Here is a 15640-nt window from a genome sequence, read left to right on the forward strand (position 1 = left end):
GGGTGATCAGGCGAGCGTGCCGAGCGCGGACTCGGCGAACCCGTGGTCCTGTGCCGGGGCTCCGCCGCCGACGCCGATGGCTCCGACGAGCCGGCCGTCGCGGTGGACCGGCAGCCCGCCCGCGATGAACAGCAGCGGCCGGTCCAGGGCGGTGGGCAGGGTGTGGAACGGGCCGCCGGGCTGGACGGCGTCGACGAGATCGGCGGTCGGGGCGTCCAGCTGCAGCGCCGTGAAGGCCTTGCGGGTACTGGTCTCGCCCGAGATCAGGACGGCCCGGTCGTCTCGCCGGAAGGCGAGCGGGTGGCCGCCCGCGTCGAGCACGGTGACGCTGACGGCGACCCCGGCCGCTTCGGCGGCGGCCGTGGCGGCGGCGACGAGCGCCTCGGCGTCGGCGGTGGTCAGGGGGACGACGGCGGTGCGAGTAGGGGTGGAAGTGGGGGCGGGGGTGGACATGCGGGTCTCCTGTGGTGTGGGGGGATGCGGGTCGGTACGAGGGCGGGTGGATCAGTGGTGGGCCGGGGCGGCCGCCGCCGCTGCCGGGGCGCCGGACGCGATGACCCGGCCGCCGCCTTCGCCGCCCGCGCGGGTCCCCGTACGCCGTTCCAGCGCGCCGGAGACCACGGCGAGGGCCAGGGCGGAGGCGGCCAGGGCCGCGCCGACCCAGTTCGGGGCGGTCCAGCCGAGTCCGGCGGCGATGACGAGTCCGCCGAGCCAGGCGGCGAGGGCGTTGCCGAGGTTGAAGGCGCCGATGTTGACGGCGGAGGCCAGGGTGGGGGCGCCGGCGGCCTGGTCGAGGACGCGCTTCTGCAGGGGCGGCACGGTGGCGAAGCCGAGGGCCCCGATGAGGAAGAGGGTGACGGCCGCGCCGGTACGGGTGTGGGCGGTGAGGGTGAACGCGGCCAGGACCACGGCGAGCGCGCCCAGGGAGGTGTACAGCATCGGCATCAGCGCGCGGTCGGCGAAGCGGCCGCCGACGAGGTTCCCCGCGACCATGCCGAGGCCGAGGAGGACGAGCAGCCAGGTGACGGAGGTGTCGGCGAAGCCGGCGACGTTGGTCATCATCGGGGTGATGTAGGTGATGGCGGCGAAGACCCCGCCGAAGCCGAGGACGGTCATCCCCATCGCCAGGAGCACCTGGACGTTGCGGAAGGCGGCCAGCTCGTGGCGGATCCGTACGCCCGCGGGGCGGGGCAGGTCGGGGACGAGCCGCGCGATGCCGAGCAGGCCGAGGAGGCCGAGGGAGGCGACGATCAGGAAGGTGACGCGCCAGCCGAGGTGCTGGCCGACGAGGGTGCCGAGCGGGACGCCGACGACGTTGGCCACGGTGAGGCCGGTGAACATCATGGCGATGGCTCCGGCCTTCTTCTCAGGGGCGACGAGCTCGGCCGCGACGACTGCGCCGATGCCGAAGAAGGCGCCGTGGGCGAGGGAGGCCACGACCCGTCCGGCGAGCATGACCCCGAAGGCGGGGGCCAGCGCGGAGACCACGTTGCCCACGATGAACAGGCCCATGAGCAGCATCAGCATGCGCTTGCGCGGGATGCGGGTGCCGAGGACGGTCATCAGCGGGGCGCCGAGGACCACGCCGAGGGCGTAGCCGGTGACCAGGAAGCCCGCGGTGGGGATCGAGACGCCGTACGTACCGGCGACCTCGGGAAGCAGGCCCATGATCACGAATTCGGTGGTGCCGATCCCGAAGGCGCCGATGGCGAGTGCGAGGAGTGCGAGAGGCATGAGGGGGGGGTGCCCTTCAGGGGAGGGTGCGCGTGCTGCGCGGCCGGTGTCCGCGGGGTCCGGGCCGACCGGCCCCTGGCGGGGCGGGGGTATTGACCACGGCGGGTTGCCTGCGTCCACATTAATTGCAGACGCGGATATTTGCAAGCGCGGGCAATTGCAGACGTGCCCTATCCTGGAGTCACACGCCCTCGAGGAGGAAGCCCATGACGGCCACGGACAGCGCACTCACCGCCCTCTCCCAGGGCTGGTGCGCCCTCTCCCTCCTGCACGGCCGGATCGAGACGCACATCGAGCGCGCGCTCCAGGCGGGACACGACCTGAGCGTGCGCGAGTACTCCCTGCTCGACGTGCTCAGCCGCCAGCACAGCGGCCCCGGCGGCCACCTGCGCATGCACCAGGTCGCGGACTCGGTCGTGCTCAGCCAGAGCGCGACGACGCGGCTGGTCAGCCGGCTGGAGGACCGCGGGCTGCTGAACCGCTACCTGTGCGACACCGACCGCCGGGGCATCTACACCGACGTCAGCCCGGCCGGCCTGGCACTCCTGGCCGAAGCCCGCCCCACCAACGACACCGCGCTGCGCGAGGCGCTGGACGAGGCGGCGCTCAATCCGGAACTCGCCCTGCTGGTGGCCGCGGTGAAGAACACCCCGGCGTCCTGAAAGAGCTTTTGTCCCGTCAGGGGTGTTTGAGAAGTGGCCGAGTTGGCTGCTTGGGGCTCGTGGCGTGACTAGCGTTTGCGGCTGGGGCTCCATTCGTAGGCCATGGGCGCCGTCTCCACGACCTCGCTGGGCCAGATGTCTCGAACATGGTCGAGTCGCTGGTAGTGGTCCTGGATCCAGGTCTCCGAAGGTTCGATCCCGAGCATGACGCTCAGGCGGTCGGGGTCCTGGACCGTCAACGACAGCGTGCGGTCCTCGTGCATGAAGAAGCCGAGGCTCAGCCCGCGGTCGCCACCGATCGTCGCGCCTTTGCCCGGCGTAAGCACGGTCAGGTCACGCTGCCAGGTGTCGAGGTCCTGCTGGAACAATTGAAGTGCTCTCCCGGCTGAAGCCGGGAGATTCCTGCTTACCTTGCGGCAGCGGGCTTGACGCGTTTCGCGCGCCTGACGACTGCCCTTCCGGCAGCCGGGATGAGCGCGAGGCCCATCCGGTACACGTGCAAGACGTTCCGGGCCGCGTTGTGGTCGGCGTTGCCCGACCAGCCGCAGTCCGGGTTCTTGCACACGAACACTGCCTGGGACTCCCGACTCCCGAGCGTGGTGAGACCGCACGCGGAGCAGCGCAGGCTGGTGCCGGGGGCAGGGACCTTGTGCAGGGTGCCGCCGTGCCGGGCGGTCTTGTACGTCAGCATGGTGACCGTGCGGCCCCACGCCTCCCCGCTGATGGAGCGGTTCAGCCCGGATTTCTGGGCAACGTTCCGTCCCGGTGCCTCGATGGTTCCCCTGGCCGACTTGACCATGTTCGTGATGGTGAGTGCTTCGACCACGACCGTGCCGTATGTACGGGCGATGACGGTGGTCGTGTGATGCTGCCAGTCCAGGGCCCGGCGCTTGGCTTTCGCGCGGAGTCCTGCGATCTGGTCATAGGTGCGGTGCAGCCGGCGGCTCGTGCGCTCGCCCGGCTTGCTGTGCTGCTTACGCTGCGCGCTGCTCCAGGCGCAGGAGTTTGGCCTTCTCCTTGCCGGTCAGCCATTCGCCGTGCTCGTACGTCTCGCCATCCGAGAGGGCGATGGGCACGGTGACACCCACGTCGATACCGACGTCCGGCCCTTGGTGCGCCTCTGGCGTGACCTCCAGGGTCTGAACACGGAAGGCGATGTGCCAGCCGAGCGCGTCCTTGATCAGCCGCGCCCCGGTGATCCGGTTCTCCGCGTTGGCACGCTTGCCGACCGGAAGGTCTTTGGTCCACCGGAAGCGGACCCGGCCCACCTTGGGAATGTTGACCATGCCCCAGCGGCGGTGCACCCGCACGTTGTTCAGGTCGCGGCCCTGCGGGATGTCCACGGACATCACCGTGCGGATGCGGTCCTTGAAGTTCGGGGTGTCTGCGCGGCCGTCCCAGCAGTTCTTCCATGCCTGGAAGTACGTCTTGAGTACCGCTTGCGCGGCCTGCGCGGGCAGGACGGCGAGGAAGTCGATGTCCTCGCGGGCCTGGCGGATCGCGGCGTCCGCGTTCACGAGAGTCCGCTTGTCTTTCGGCATCATCTGCCACCAGGCGTGCAGCAGGTTCCACATGGTGCGGGCCGCGTGCGCCTGGCCATCGGTCTTCAACACCTCGGCAGGCGACAGCGCGAGCCGGGCACGATGCCCGGACTGGCGCTTGACCAGGGTGTCTTGACTCACAATCGAGAGCTTAGCATTGGTTTATGTCACCGCGCTGGAACCCGAATCCCGATGTCAGAACCGGTCGCCATGTTGTCTACAACCTGCACGTTCACTTGGTTTTCGTCACCAAGTACAGGCGGAAAGCGTTCACCGGCGCCATGCTGACCCGCACTGAAGAGATCATGCGGGAGGTCTGCGCCGACTTCGAGGCCGAGCTGAAGCAGTTCAACGGAGAACAAGACCACGTGCACCTGCTCGTGCACTACCCGCCCAAAGTCCAGCTCTCCAAGCTGGTCAACTCCCTCAAGGGCGTCAGCTCCCGACGGCTCCGCCAGGAGTACGACAGCCATGTCCGCCGGTACCTGTGGGGCGGACGCTTCTGGTCCGGCTCCTACTTCGCAGGATCATGCGGCGGGGCACCCTTGACCGTCGTCAAGCAGTACATCGAAAACCAGCAGCGTCCCGTCTGACCGTCACCACGGAAGCGCAGAGCCCTCCGGCGCTCCGCGCCTCCGACCCCAAGGATGGCCTTCACCCCCGCCCTGAAGGGCGGGGGTACTGGCCAAGATCAGAGGTAGAACTCAAGCCTGGCATCGACGAAGCTCGCGGTGACCAGGACATCGGCTCGGAGAATGTCGTGGCCGGTCAGAATGCCGGGCTGATAGCGGCCGGTCACGCGGACGACGCAGCGGTCACCATCCGCGTCTCCCAGATCTATGAGGTTCACCGGGGCCGGTTCAGTCACCGTGGGTCTCGCTCTCTTGTGAGGGGCTGAGCTGCATCCTCTCGTATCGCAGGGTGGCCTTGACGGGCCGGCTGGGTCTGTCTCCCGTGGTTCGGCTACGACTCCTTCCCGTGATGACGCCGGTGAATCCCGCGTACACATGGGCCCGGCTGGAGGGTTCATGGGCATAACAGGTCGGTGTCGAGGTCCCCGAGCCCTCGCACCACCCAATATCGCTGAGGCCCTGCGGCACGGACCGTCCGTGCTCACGGCACGGTGATGGCCGGGTCCGCCGGCGACACCTCGAACGGATCGTGCTGTCCAGCGAGCCGTGGGTGGCTCCGTTCGTCGTGCGGTTGGCTCGCCGACCCGGGATCTACCCAGCCAGGGATCCGCAGGTGAAGGCCTAGACCCGCTGGGCCAGTACCTGGCCCGGCCAGGTGCCGGAGAGGAACGGGTCGGTGCGGGTGAAGCCGTTGCGCTCGTAGTACGCGACCAGTTCGCCCGTGCCGCCCGCCCAGCAGTCGACCCGCAGCAGCTCCACGCCGGCCCGCCTGGTCTCCGCCACGGCCCGGCGCAGCAGCGCGGACCCGATGCCCAGGCCGGCGTACCGCCGGTCGGAGACCAGCAGCCGGACGTACCGCTCGGGTTCCCCGGCCGGCGCGATCATCGGCATCTTCGGGCTGGGCCCGGAGTCCAGCACCAGGGCTCCGACGGGCACCCCGTCCAACTCCGCGACGTACGGGTCGTTCTCGGTCGTGTACCGCTGGACCCGCTCCACTCCGCCGGGAATGCGCGAGTACGGGGTCGTCCCCCACTGCTCGGTGTTGCCGCGGGCGTTCATCCAGGCCACCGCGGAGTCGAGCATGTCCAGAACGGCGGGTACGTCGGCCGGGCCGCCCGGCCGGATCCGTATGCCGTGTGTCGTGGTGTCGTTCATGGGGCGAGCCTAAGCGCTGTCCCGGTGCGTACCCGTGGCGCTCGGCGCGCGGTACCCCGTGGGCGTCGGCCCGTACGCCTCGCGGAACGCGGACTGCATCCGGTGGGAGGCGAGTTCCGGGCGGCCCAGGTCGGTGCGGCACTGTTCGAGGCGGCGGCGTGGTCCTCCAGGGCGGTCATGAAGGAGGCCGGGATCGTCAGCCGCACCTGCCCGCCGTCCGCGAGCATCGTGTTGTCGGAGGGGGGCGAGGTCCCACAGCATGAGGTCCCCGGCCCCGACCGTGCACGCGTTGCGCTGCTGGGACATCGACGTGACGTTCGAACCGCTCCCCCGTCAGCGTCAGCGGCGGCTCGGTGAAGCCGTGGGCGGCCGGGCCGAGGCCGAGGCCGACGGCGGCGATACGGCCGCCGACGGGCCCGACGGAGTGGAGGGTGCGGAGGGTGCGGAACTCGGCCGTGCCGTACCCGTACCCGTACCGGCATCCGGCGCCCGCGACGGGCTCACGGTGGGCACGTGCGAGGTCGAGGGCACGGCCGAAGGCGTGGTCGGTGACGGGGAAGCCGACGGGGACGGACCGGACGGAACCGGGCCGGTCGGCGAGGGCGACGGCGGCGCGGCCGGCGGCACCGGTACCGGGCCCGGGCGGACCGGGGCGTCCGGAGCCAGTACGGCGTACCCCACCACCACCGCGGCCGCCGCGGCCAGCCCCGCCAGGGGCAGCGTGAACCCGCGCGGCCAGGCCCACGGCAGTCGCCGTACCCCCGGCCCCGGCGGCTGCGCCGGGCGCAGTTCGCGCACGGTGATGCCGGCCGCGCGGGCGTCCAGGGCCTGCCGCAGCCGGTACTCGACCGGCCGCCCGGCCGGAGCCCCGAAGGGATCGGGGGCCGCGGGCGGCTCCTGTCGATGCGTCATATCCGACCCTCCAGAATCCGTTCCAGCGCGTCCAGCCCACGGCTCGCGTTCGACTTGACCGCCCCCCGGCTGATCCCCAGCGTCTCGGCGATCTCCGCCTCGCTGAGGTCGGCCCAGTAGCGCAGCACCAGGACCTGCCGCCGCCTCGGCGTCAGCCGCCCCATCGCGGCGAGGACCTCGCGGTGCGCCTCGTCGAGGACCACGGAGGCCTCGGCGGAGGGTACGTCGGCGGGTGCCTGCGGGGTCCACGCGCGGGCGGTCCGGCGGCGGCGCAGCACGGAGCGGGCGGTGTTCACGACGGCGGTGCGCAGGTAGCCCAGTGCGTTGTCCACCTCCGTGATCCGCTCGCCGTGGCGCCGGTACAACGCCGTGAAGGCGTCCTGCACCACGTCCTCGGCGGTACCGAGATCGTCCACCAGCAGCACCGCCAGCCGGACCATCCGCAGCCGGTGGGCGTGGTAGAGCTCGGTCACGGTGGGCGGCGGGCCGCCCCCCTCGGAGGGGTGGCCGTACGTGTACCCGTGCCGGTACGGCTCCGGCGGCGCGGGCGGGGCCTGCGCGGCGGAGCGCTCACGGCGCAGCAGGAACGACCACAAGCCCCGTCGCGGCCGGTCGAAACCGGTCGCGGCGGGGCCCAGGGAGAGTGCGAGGTGGAGCACGGGGGTCCTCAGCCGTTGGCGCGGCGCCGCACGGTGTACAGGGTCGCGGCCCCGGCGGTGAGCAGCACGGCGGCCCCGGCGCCGAGTGCGGCCGTGGTGGCGGAGGAGCCAGTATGCGCGAGCTCGGGCCCGCCGGGCGAGGTCGGGGCGGCGCTGGGGACGGCGGTCGCGGGCCTGCTGGGGGACGGGCTCGCGGTCGCGGGCCTGCTGGGGGACGGGCTCGCGGTCGCGGGCCTGCTCACCGAGGGCGCGGGGGCCGAGGGGGCCACGCTCGGCGCCGTGCTCGGCGTCGCGGTCGTCGCCGGTGCGGGCGCGGCGACGGTCGGCGAGGGGGACGACGCCCCTTGTGCGGCGGAGGCCGGCCCGGCCAGCGCGACGGCCACCCCGGCGGCGGCGACGGCGAGGCCCGTCGCCCTGCGGACGGACAGCGGGGCGCGCTTCAGGTTCTTCACGGTGGTTCTCCACGGTCGGCTGCGGGGCGCGGGATCACGCCCTTCACCCCCGCACGACGCGCGAGTGCCCGTGAGGTTGCCGCCGTTCCCGAAAAACTTTTCGCGGCCCCGGCCGCCGCCCGTTCAAGCCCGGCTCGACCCCCGCGGCTCCCGGGCCTCCCGCAGCCGCCGCAGGGCCGTGCCGATGACGGCCACCCCCTCCTCGATCTCCCCCACCGGGCCCGCCGCGTAGCCGAGCACCAGGCCCGCGGGGCCCGGGGCCATCCGGTGCCAGGACAGCGGGTGGGCCTTGACCCCGAGGTCCAGGGCCGCGGCGGCGAGGTCCGTGTCGTCGAAGCCCCCGGCGCGCTCCGCTCCGTCGAAGGTGACCATCAGGTGCAGCCCGGCCGCCGCCCCGTGCACCCGCGCGCCGGGCAGTTCGGCGGCGATCGCGCGGAGCATCGCGTCCCGGCGGGCCCGGTGGCGGCGGCGTACGAAGCGCAGGTGGCGCTCCAGCTCCCCGGAGGCCATCAGCCGGGCCAGCACCAGCTGGGCGAGGACGGGATTGCCGAGGTCGGCGTAGCGCTTGGCCTCGATCACGGCGTCCAGCCGGCGCGGCGGGACCAGCAGCCAGCCCAGTCGCAGCGCGGGGGCGAGGAGCTTGGAGACGCTGCCGGTGTAGCAGACGGCCTCCGGGAGCATGGCCCGCAGCGCGGGGACGGGCGCGCGGTCGTAGCGGTGCTCGGCGTCGTAGTCGTCTTCGATGACGACTCCCCCGGCCGCCGCCCAGCCGAGGAGTTCGCGGCGCCGTTCCCCGTCGAGGACGACCCCGGTCGGGAACTGGTGCGCCGGTGTCAGCACCACCGCCTGGGCCGGGCCGGCCGCCAGGGCGGCGGTGTCGATGCCGCTCCCGTCGACCGGTACGGGCAGGATCTCCATGCCCCCGTGTTGCAGTTGTTGGCGCGCCCCGAGCGAGCCGGGGTCCTCCACCGCCACGCGCCGTACGCCCTCCGCGCGCAGCACCTGGGCCAGCAGCCCCAGCGCCTGGGCCACGCCCGCCACCACGACCACCTCGTCGGGGTCGGCACGGATCCCGCGGTTCAGGGCGAGCCAGCCGACGACCGCCTCGCGCAGCGCGGGGGTGCCCTGCGGGTTCCCGTAGCCGAAGTCGGCGGGGGTGAGCTCGGCCAGGACCCGGCGCTCCGCCTGGAGCCAGGCCGTACGCGGGAACGCGGTCAGATCGGGCGCCCCGGGCGAGAGGTCGATCCGGCACGGGGCGGCGCGCAGTGCGTCGACGGGGCCGCCCCGTGGTCCCGGGGTGAACGGGCCGGCCGGATCCGGGGCTCCGGACCGGGCGGGCCGGGACGGCGGCGGCCGCTCGGTCACCGGCGCGGCCAGCACGACCGTCCCGGCCCGGCCGCGGCCGGACACCTGGCCGGTCTCCGCCAGCCGCTGGTAGGCCTCGGTGACCAGTCCCCGGGAGACCCGGAGTTCGGCGGCGAGGACGCGGCTGGCGGGGAGCCGGCTGCCGACGGCGAGCGTGCCGTCGGCGATGGCGGCACGCAGCCGGTCGGCGAGCCAGTCGGTACGGCCGCCGGCCGGGGCCCGGCCGATGTCGAGCTGGAGGAAGTCCGACCCCGCGGTTCCGGGGGCCGCAGTTTCGGGGGCCGCTGCGTCGGAGGCCGCGGTTTCGGAGGCCGGTGCTTCGGTCTCCACCACTTCGGACCCCTGGATGGCGCTCTCTTTGGACCTGTCCACGGGTCCATTGTGGCCCCAGGCTCGACGGTATGAGTACCTCACCCCCTTCACCCCGGCAGTTGCGCGACCTCGCCCCCGGCATCATCGGCATGGCTCTCGTCGGCAGCAGCGTCACCGTCTCCCACTCCCTCGTGGACTCCCCGCTCTTCGGCGTGCAGGCCGCCCGATACGCCGCGGCCGCGCTGCTCCTGTTCGGCCTGGCCCGCCTCGCGCGGGTGCCGATCAGGGCCCCGCGCGGCCGGGAGTGGCTGTGGCTGGGCGGGGTCGCCGCGACCGGGCTGGTGCTGTTCAACGTGGCCGTCGTACGGGGCGTCGCGCACGCGGAGCCTGCGGTCATCGCCGTCGCCGTGGCCTGCGCACCGATCCTGCTCGGGGTGATCGGGCCGTTGCTGGAGGGCCGCAGGCCGAGCCCCCGGGTGCTGCTCGCCGCGCTGGTGGTCGTCGCCGGGGCGGTCCTGGTGGAGGGAACGGGCCGGACGGACGCGGCCGGTGTCGGCTGGGCCGCGCTCGCGCTGGGCTGCGAGGCCGCCTTCACGCTGCTCGCGGTGCCGGTGCTGCGGCGCCACGGCCCGTGGGGGGTCTCGCTGCACGCGGTGTGGCTGGGCGCGGTGATGCTGGCGGTGCTCACCGTCTGCGTCGAGGGGCCTTCGGCGCTCGTGTCGGTGACCCCGCGCCAGTGGGCGGCCGTCGGATACCTCGCCGTCCTGGTGACGGCCGTGGCCTTCCTCCTCTGGTACCGCACGGTGGCCGCGGTGGGCGCCGGCCGGGCCGGGCTGCTCGCCGGGGTGGCGCCGCTCGCGGCGGCGGGCGCGGGAACCGTCACCGGCGGCGGGGTGCCGGGGCCGGCGGTGTGGCTGGGCCTGGCCGTGGTGGTCGCCGGGCTGGCGGCCGGACTCCGGCCGGAGCGGGCCCCGGGCGGGCCGGCGGGCGCGCTGCCCGCGCCGGTCACGCCGCCCGCACCGCCCGCACCGGTCGCACCCGTCGCACCCGTCGCACCGGTCGCACCGGTCGCACCGGTCGCACCGGTCGGGCGAAAGCCTCGTAACGCCCGGGAGTCCGCGACCCCTTGAACACTCCCCTTGAGCACTCCCCTTGAGCGCGCCCCGCCTTGTGGATCACAATCCGCAGATGGCAACGCCTCCGTACAGCAGCTGGATGCGGTACTTCTCGCCGACCGCCAACCACCGCCGGCTCGGCCTGGTGTGCCTCGGTGTCGGGGTGCAGGAGGGCGTACTGCCGGTGGTCGGCCCGCGCGCGCTCGACCATCACGTCGCGGTGGTGGTCTGCGCCGGCCGGGGCTGGTTCAGCCACGGCGGGCGGGCCCCGCAGCCGGTGACGGCCCCGGCGCTGCTGTGGCTCGTGCCCGGGGTGGAACACCACTACGGCCCCGATCCGCAGACCGGCTGGGAGGAGTGCTTCGTGGATTTCGCCGGCCACAGCGTGGAGGCGTACACCGACCTCGGCTACGTCACCCCCGACCGCCCGCTGGTACCCCTCAGCGGCACGGCCGGGGTGCGGCACGTGGTCGACGGGATCGTACGGGCGGCCCGGCTCGGCGGCCCGCTGCTGGAGGTGGAAGCGGCCGCGGCCGTGCACGGGCTGCTCGTCGCGCTGCGCTACGCCCGGGCCGGGGTGTCGCGGCACGGGGACACCGTGATGGACACCCTGGCCCGGGACGCGCTGCTGCCGATATCGGTGGCCGAGCACGCCGCCCGGCTCGGGATGACCCTCCCCGAACTGCGCGGGGCCGTGCGCGGCAGTACCGGGGAGGGGGTCAAGGAGTATCTCCTCGGCATCCGCCTGAGCCGGGCGAAGGAACTGCTGGCCCGGACCGACCTGCCGGTCGCCGGGGTCGCCCGGCGGGTCGGTTACGAGGATGCCGCCTACTTCAGCAGGCTGTTCAGCCGCCGGGTGGGCGTGGCGCCCGTCCGGTTCCGCCGCCAGCAGTCGGTGCAGCAGCGGTCGCCGCGGTGGCTCCCGTCGAGCCCGGAGCCGTCCCCGCCGGCACCCGTCACGGCAGGTAGCCGATGTTGAGTTCCGCGACCGCCGTCCACGGATTGCCCGAAACCTCCCTCGTGGCCTTGAGCTTGACGTAGCGGGCGGTCCGCGCCGTGAAAGCGACGTCCTGCTGCGCGGTGGTGTTCGGATAAGTCCCGGAGGCGGCCGCCGTCCCCCAGGTGACCCCGTCCGTGGACGTGAGGACCTGGTAGTCGGCGATGCGCCCGTTGCTCTGGGTCTGCCGGGGCAGGTAGTGCAGGGCGGAGACGTTGTACGAGGCGCCGAGGTCGAGGGTGATCTCGTGCGGCATCGGCGCGGTGGCCTGGTACCACTGGGTGTGCCAGATGGTGGCGCCGTCCCCGTCGAGCACGTTGGCCGCGGCGCCGTTCTCGCCGGCGGTCTCCTGGCTGTCGACGGCCTTGACGCTCATCTGCGTCTGCGGGACGAGGAGTTCGCCGCCGCTCCCGGTGCCCAGGTCGTCGACGGCGAGGTCGTCGAGGATGAAGTCGGCCTCGTTGTGGGAGCCTTCGCCGGTCACCTTCCGCACGCCGATCCACGCGTCGGTCCCCGCGGTGAAGGTCTTGGTGAAGGTGGTGGCCGTACGGGCCTGGTTCAGCGCGGTGGCCGTCTCGGTGCTCCCGGAGCCGGTGATGAACTGGTAGTCGCCGCTGAAGCCGTTCTCGTAGCTGAAGGTGACCTTGTACGAGCGGCCGGGTGTCAGCCGCAGGGTCTGTGGGAGGGTCCGGTAGACCAGGCCCTGCCGCTCCTCGTGCGATTTCAGCGAGTTCTGCCCGCTGATCACGTCGTCGACCAGTTTTCCGCTCCAACCCGCCTGGGTGTACGGGGTGTTGCGCTGGGCGATGTGGGTGCGCGGGTCGGTGGCCGAGCCGCCGGCGCCGCCGAAGGCGAAGGGGCCCCAGCCCGCGTCGACGTTCTCGAAGTCCTCGGTGAACCAGTGGCCGTTCAGCGGGGTGCGGGCGGAGCGGACCACCCGTACGTCGTCCAGGTAGACGGTGCCGGAGCCGGAGGCCGCCGACAGCTTGAGGGTGGCCGTGGACTGGCCGGACGGCACGTCGAAGAACACCTTCATGCGCTGCATCTTGGTGCCGTTCTTCTCGCTGCCGCCGAGGTTGTTGGTCAGCGTCGAGGAGTCCGCGTAGACGGAGGCGGCCGTGCCTCCGGTGGGGGTCACGGCGAGGGTGGTGGCCCGGCCCGCCGGGGTGGAGACCCAGACGGAGGCGGCGTAGGTGCCGGGGGTGAGCCCGGTGAGCTGCTGGGAGACGGCGGGCGCGGTGCTCGCGGCCATCGTGAGCTCGTTCTGCCCCTGGGCGTTGCGGGTGACGGCGGCGCCGGCCCCGGTGACGGTCCAGGCGTTCAGGTTGCCGGAGAAGAAGGAGGGGTCCTTGACGGGGGCGCCCTCGCCCCAGTTCGGGTCGGCCTGGGCGGGGGCGGCGCCGTTGGTGACCACGTAGGCGGTCCTGGCGGCGGCGTTGATGGTGACCTGCCCGCCGGTGACGGCAAGGTCGCCGACCAGCTGGCGTCCGGTGTCGGTCAGTTTGTACAGCTTGGGCGAGGACCAGCCGGCCGGCAGGGCCCAGGTGGTGGAGGCGGCCTTGTCGTTCCAGTGGTAGAGCTTGCCGTCGCGCGGGAGCAGGTAGGCGGATCCGTCGAGGACGGTCCGGCCGGCCGTGGTGATCTTCCGGGTGTTCCCGGACGTGGAGACGGTGGTGCCGTTGGCGAGGGTGACCGTGTTGGCGGTCCACTTCACGATCGGGGATTCCTGGAGGTACTTGGTCGGCAGGTTGGTCGCGAACGTGGTCGTGAGGAAGGAGGTGAAGTCCCGCTTGCCCTGCCAGCCCTCGTAGGCGGTGATCTCCGCGCCGCCGAGCAGCGGGTTGGCGGCGATCCAGTCGTCCTTGGTGTGGTTGGCGATGAAGCGGGCGATGTTCGAGTTGATGCCCTTGAGGTCGGTGCCGCCGTAGTTGACGTCGGTGGCCCAGTGGTGCCAGAGGGACTGTCCGGTCAGGGAGGCGGGGAACTCGGTGGCGAGCTGGTAGCCCAGACCGCCGATCTCGCGTTCGAGCTTGCGCGAGAGGTAGCCGTCGCCGTACCAGACGTCCACGTAGAGGAAGTCCAGGCCGGGGGCGGCCGCCTTGAGGTCCTGGAGCCGCTTGAGGCGCCCGCCGGACTGGCCGTCCTTGCGGGTGTCCACGTAGTACGACTGGTCGAGCCAGTCCCAGCCGAGGCCGCCGGTCTGGTGCGCCGGGTCGAAGGTGGCCGAGACCGGGTACTCCTCGGTGGCGTTGATGTGGACGCCGAAGTCGGCGTTGTAGGTGTGGCCGACGGTGGTGAGGGTGTTCAGGTCGGTGGCGCCGCCGAGCTTGGAGCCGATGTTCTTGTAGTCCATGTGGGCCGAGTCGTGGCCCTCGGAGGCGTACCCCTTGAGCAGGACGAACTGGCCGAGTCCGTCGGTGGCGAGGTTGACCCGCTTGGTCTCGTCGAGGGTCTCGGCGAAGGGGTGGGTGGCCGCGGAGGCGAAGTTGAAGGGGATGCGCTGCACGACCCGGTCGGCGGTCTGCTGCCAGCCGGTGGGCGCGGTCCAGATGTCGCGGTAGGCGACCGCCGCGTCCTGCCAGTCCACGGTGGAGTCGGCGTTGCGGTCGGCCGTGATCGCCACGCGGACGTAGGGCAGCGGCTCGGTGTCGGTGTCGGCGGCGCCCGAGGCCCGGTAGAGCCAGGACCCGCTCCACAGGCCGGCCCGGCGGTAGGCGCCCTTGTCGGTGACCTGCTTGCTGATACGGCCGTTCTCGTTGGCGGTGCCGCCCGAGGGGGCGTCGTAGTACGAGTTGGAGTCGATGGCCGCGGCCAGCTTGCCGGTGTTGGCCAGGCCGTACATCACGGTCGTGGCGGCGGCGTCGACCGGGGTGCTCGCGGTGACCGGGGTGAAGGTGTCCCCGGTGCCGGTGGTGGCGGTGTGCATCTTCGCGGTGGAGAGCGCGGCGCCCGTCTGGCTGCTGCGGACGCTGACGAGGTTGTGGTGGGGGATGGCGAAGCTGCGGACGCGCAGGGCGGCCGTGTCCTCGATCGCGGTGACCTTGAACTCCACCACCGAACCGGTCACCGAGAGCCGGGACCTGATGGTCACTCCGGAGAAGGCCAGCGCGTAGTCCACCCCGGAGGCGGAGGGGGTCGCGGTGACGGTGGGGGTGTAGGTGGTTCCGTTGACGACGATCGTGCCGATGGTGTCCTCGTTGCCGTTCAGTACGTCCCCGGTGGCGGTCCGGGTGTAGCTGATGACGCGGGGGAAGGCGCTGTCCACGCTGACGGACAGCTCGGGCGAGGCGATCGTCACGGGGGTGGCCGCCACGGCGGGGGCGGCGGGCACGGCCACGACCAAGGTGGCCACGAGACCGGCGACCGCGGCTGCGGCCGGCCAGAGGGGGGTTCGCATCGGACCTCCGGGAGTCGGCGCTTCCTGGGTGGGAGACCGCACGCCGTGGAGGCCGGCGGTCCGCTCACTGACCTGACAGCCTGCGGACCGGGACCCGGCAGGCCCATGGACAAAGCCGAACCCCGTCCTGGACTTCTTTGAATGCTCCCCTTCCTGAAGGGAGGAAATTCACCCCCTTCAGAGACATATGGGAATTCTCGGCTCACGCTGCCTTGCGAACCTGCGGTTCGTCGGGTCTTCCACGATCAACGCCGGCCGGGTTCAGACCTGCCCGGACGAGCATCACGCGTGCGGAGTTCTTGTCCCGTGGGGACACGGCTCCGCACGCGGTGCAGGTGTAAGTGCGCATCCCCAGCGGCAGTGCGTGCTTGGCTCTCGCTCCGCACCGCGCGCAGTCCATCGTGGTGTACGCAGGGTGTACCAGGTGCACGGTACGACCGTGCTTGCGCCCCATCTCGACCAGGGCATTCTTGGTGGCGCCGATGGCGGCGTCAGCGGCCTTCCTCGCCATGGTGGACTTGGCGAGGAAGCATGGCTTGAAATCCTCGACAGCCAAAGCGTCGTGGTCACGGACCACACGCTTAGGGTGTCCGCCAGTAGGTCATCGGATGCGGGGGTTTCGAGGGCGGGTGTCCCAGCGGTAGAGGGTCCAGGCGCGTCGGATCAGGCAGCGGACAGTGATGACTGTGCTGGCCAGAGCGATGAAG

Annotated in this window: 14 protein-coding genes and 3 pseudogenes; 4 read left to right on the forward strand and 13 right to left on the reverse strand. The window is 72.3% G+C overall.

Annotation, left to right across the window (positions count from 1 at the left end; genetic code table 11):
- Positions 1–6 precede the first annotated feature (6 nt).
- Together AC061S_RS31835 and AC061S_RS31840 are read right to left on the reverse strand one after the other, a co-directional pair.
- Positions 7–453: a GlcG/HbpS family heme-binding protein gene (locus AC061S_RS31835; RefSeq protein WP_478689349.1), complete on the reverse strand. Its 447-nt coding sequence runs from the start codon at positions 451–453 to the stop codon at positions 7–9.
- Between the two features lie 51 nt (positions 454–504).
- Entirely contained in the window at positions 505–1734 is a 1230-nt protein-coding gene (locus AC061S_RS31840; RefSeq protein ID WP_478689350.1) for an MFS transporter, read from the reverse strand.
- 206 nt (positions 1735–1940) lie between these two features.
- Here AC061S_RS31840 and AC061S_RS31845 point away from each other — a divergent pair, with 206 nt between their 5' ends.
- The gene (locus tag AC061S_RS31845; RefSeq protein WP_478689351.1) at positions 1941–2396 is read left to right on the forward strand and encodes a MarR family winged helix-turn-helix transcriptional regulator; all 456 of its coding nucleotides are present in this window, start codon (positions 1941–1943) and stop codon (positions 2394–2396) included.
- Between the two features lie 68 nt (positions 2397–2464).
- Here the strand turns inward: AC061S_RS31845 and AC061S_RS31850 are convergent, their stop codons facing one another.
- On the reverse strand, positions 2465–2764 hold the full coding sequence (locus AC061S_RS31850; protein WP_478689352.1) for a DUF5959 family protein: 300 nt from the start codon (positions 2762–2764) through the stop codon (positions 2465–2467).
- 38 nt (positions 2765–2802) lie between these two features.
- Positions 2803–4078: pseudogene (locus tag AC061S_RS31855) on the reverse strand (RNA-guided endonuclease InsQ/TnpB family protein).
- A 23-nt stretch (positions 4079–4101) separates the two neighbouring features.
- Here AC061S_RS31855 and tnpA point away from each other — a divergent pair.
- A complete protein-coding gene (gene tnpA / locus AC061S_RS31860; protein ID WP_478689353.1) occupies positions 4102–4530 on the forward strand; it encodes an IS200/IS605 family transposase in 429 nt (142 codons plus the stop codon).
- 98 nt (positions 4531–4628) lie between these two features.
- Here the strand turns inward: tnpA and AC061S_RS31865 are convergent, their stop codons facing one another.
- The 6 genes from AC061S_RS31865 to pdxR all read right to left on the reverse strand — a co-directional run bounded on the left by AC061S_RS31865 (position 4629) and on the right by pdxR (position 9484).
- Positions 4629–4805 (reverse strand): DUF5959 family protein, encoded by a 177-nt coding sequence (locus tag AC061S_RS31865; protein ID WP_478689354.1) that lies wholly within the window; start codon positions 4803–4805, stop codon positions 4629–4631.
- A 385-nt stretch (positions 4806–5190) separates the two neighbouring features.
- Positions 5191–5724: a GNAT family N-acetyltransferase gene (locus tag AC061S_RS31870; RefSeq protein ID WP_478689355.1), complete on the reverse strand. Its 534-nt coding sequence runs from the start codon at positions 5722–5724 to the stop codon at positions 5191–5193.
- Between the two features lie 339 nt (positions 5725–6063).
- Positions 6064–6636, reverse strand: a complete 573-nt coding sequence (locus AC061S_RS31875) for a hypothetical protein (RefSeq protein WP_478689356.1) — start codon at positions 6634–6636, stop codon at positions 6064–6066.
- Positions 6633–7295 carry a SigE family RNA polymerase sigma factor gene (locus AC061S_RS31880; RefSeq protein WP_478689357.1) on the reverse strand — a complete coding sequence of 221 codons (663 nt, stop codon included), beginning with the start codon at positions 7293–7295 and terminating at the stop codon, positions 6633–6635. Before AC061S_RS31880 ends, AC061S_RS31875 begins: the two co-directional genes overlap by 4 nt.
- Positions 7296–7303: 8 nt before the next feature.
- Positions 7304–7747, reverse strand: a complete 444-nt coding sequence (locus AC061S_RS31885) for an LAETG motif-containing sortase-dependent surface protein (RefSeq protein ID WP_478689358.1) — start codon at positions 7745–7747, stop codon at positions 7304–7306.
- A 123-nt stretch (positions 7748–7870) separates the two neighbouring features.
- Complete coding sequence (gene pdxR / locus AC061S_RS31890; protein ID WP_478689359.1) at positions 7871–9484, reverse strand: MocR-like pyridoxine biosynthesis transcription factor PdxR; 1614 nt, start codon at positions 9482–9484, stop codon at positions 7871–7873.
- A gap of 29 nt (positions 9485–9513) precedes the next feature.
- On the opposite strand from pdxR, the gene AC061S_RS31895 reads away from it, so the two are divergent.
- Positions 9514–10554 (forward strand): DMT family transporter, encoded by a 1041-nt coding sequence (locus AC061S_RS31895; RefSeq protein ID WP_478689360.1) that lies wholly within the window; start codon positions 9514–9516, stop codon positions 10552–10554.
- A gap of 58 nt (positions 10555–10612) precedes the next feature.
- Positions 10613–11518, forward strand: a complete 906-nt coding sequence (locus AC061S_RS31900) for a helix-turn-helix domain-containing protein (protein WP_478689361.1) — start codon at positions 10613–10615, stop codon at positions 11516–11518.
- Here the strand turns inward: AC061S_RS31900 and AC061S_RS31905 are convergent.
- The 3 genes and pseudogenes from AC061S_RS31905 to AC061S_RS31915 all read right to left on the reverse strand — a co-directional run.
- Positions 11496–14933 carry an endo-alpha-N-acetylgalactosaminidase family protein gene (locus AC061S_RS31905; protein WP_478689362.1) on the reverse strand — a complete coding sequence of 1146 codons (3438 nt, stop codon included), beginning with the start codon at positions 14931–14933 and terminating at the stop codon, positions 11496–11498. The genes AC061S_RS31900 and AC061S_RS31905 overlap by 23 nt on opposite strands.
- A gap of 202 nt (positions 14934–15135) precedes the next feature.
- Positions 15136–15516, reverse strand: a pseudogene (locus AC061S_RS31910) (zinc ribbon domain-containing protein); the annotation flags it as partial.
- Positions 15517–15534: 18 nt separating this feature from the next.
- A pseudogene (locus AC061S_RS31915) lies at positions 15535–15640 on the reverse strand (IS5/IS1182 family transposase); the annotation flags it as partial.

This window comes from Streptomyces sp. CA189, assembly GCF_056428985.1.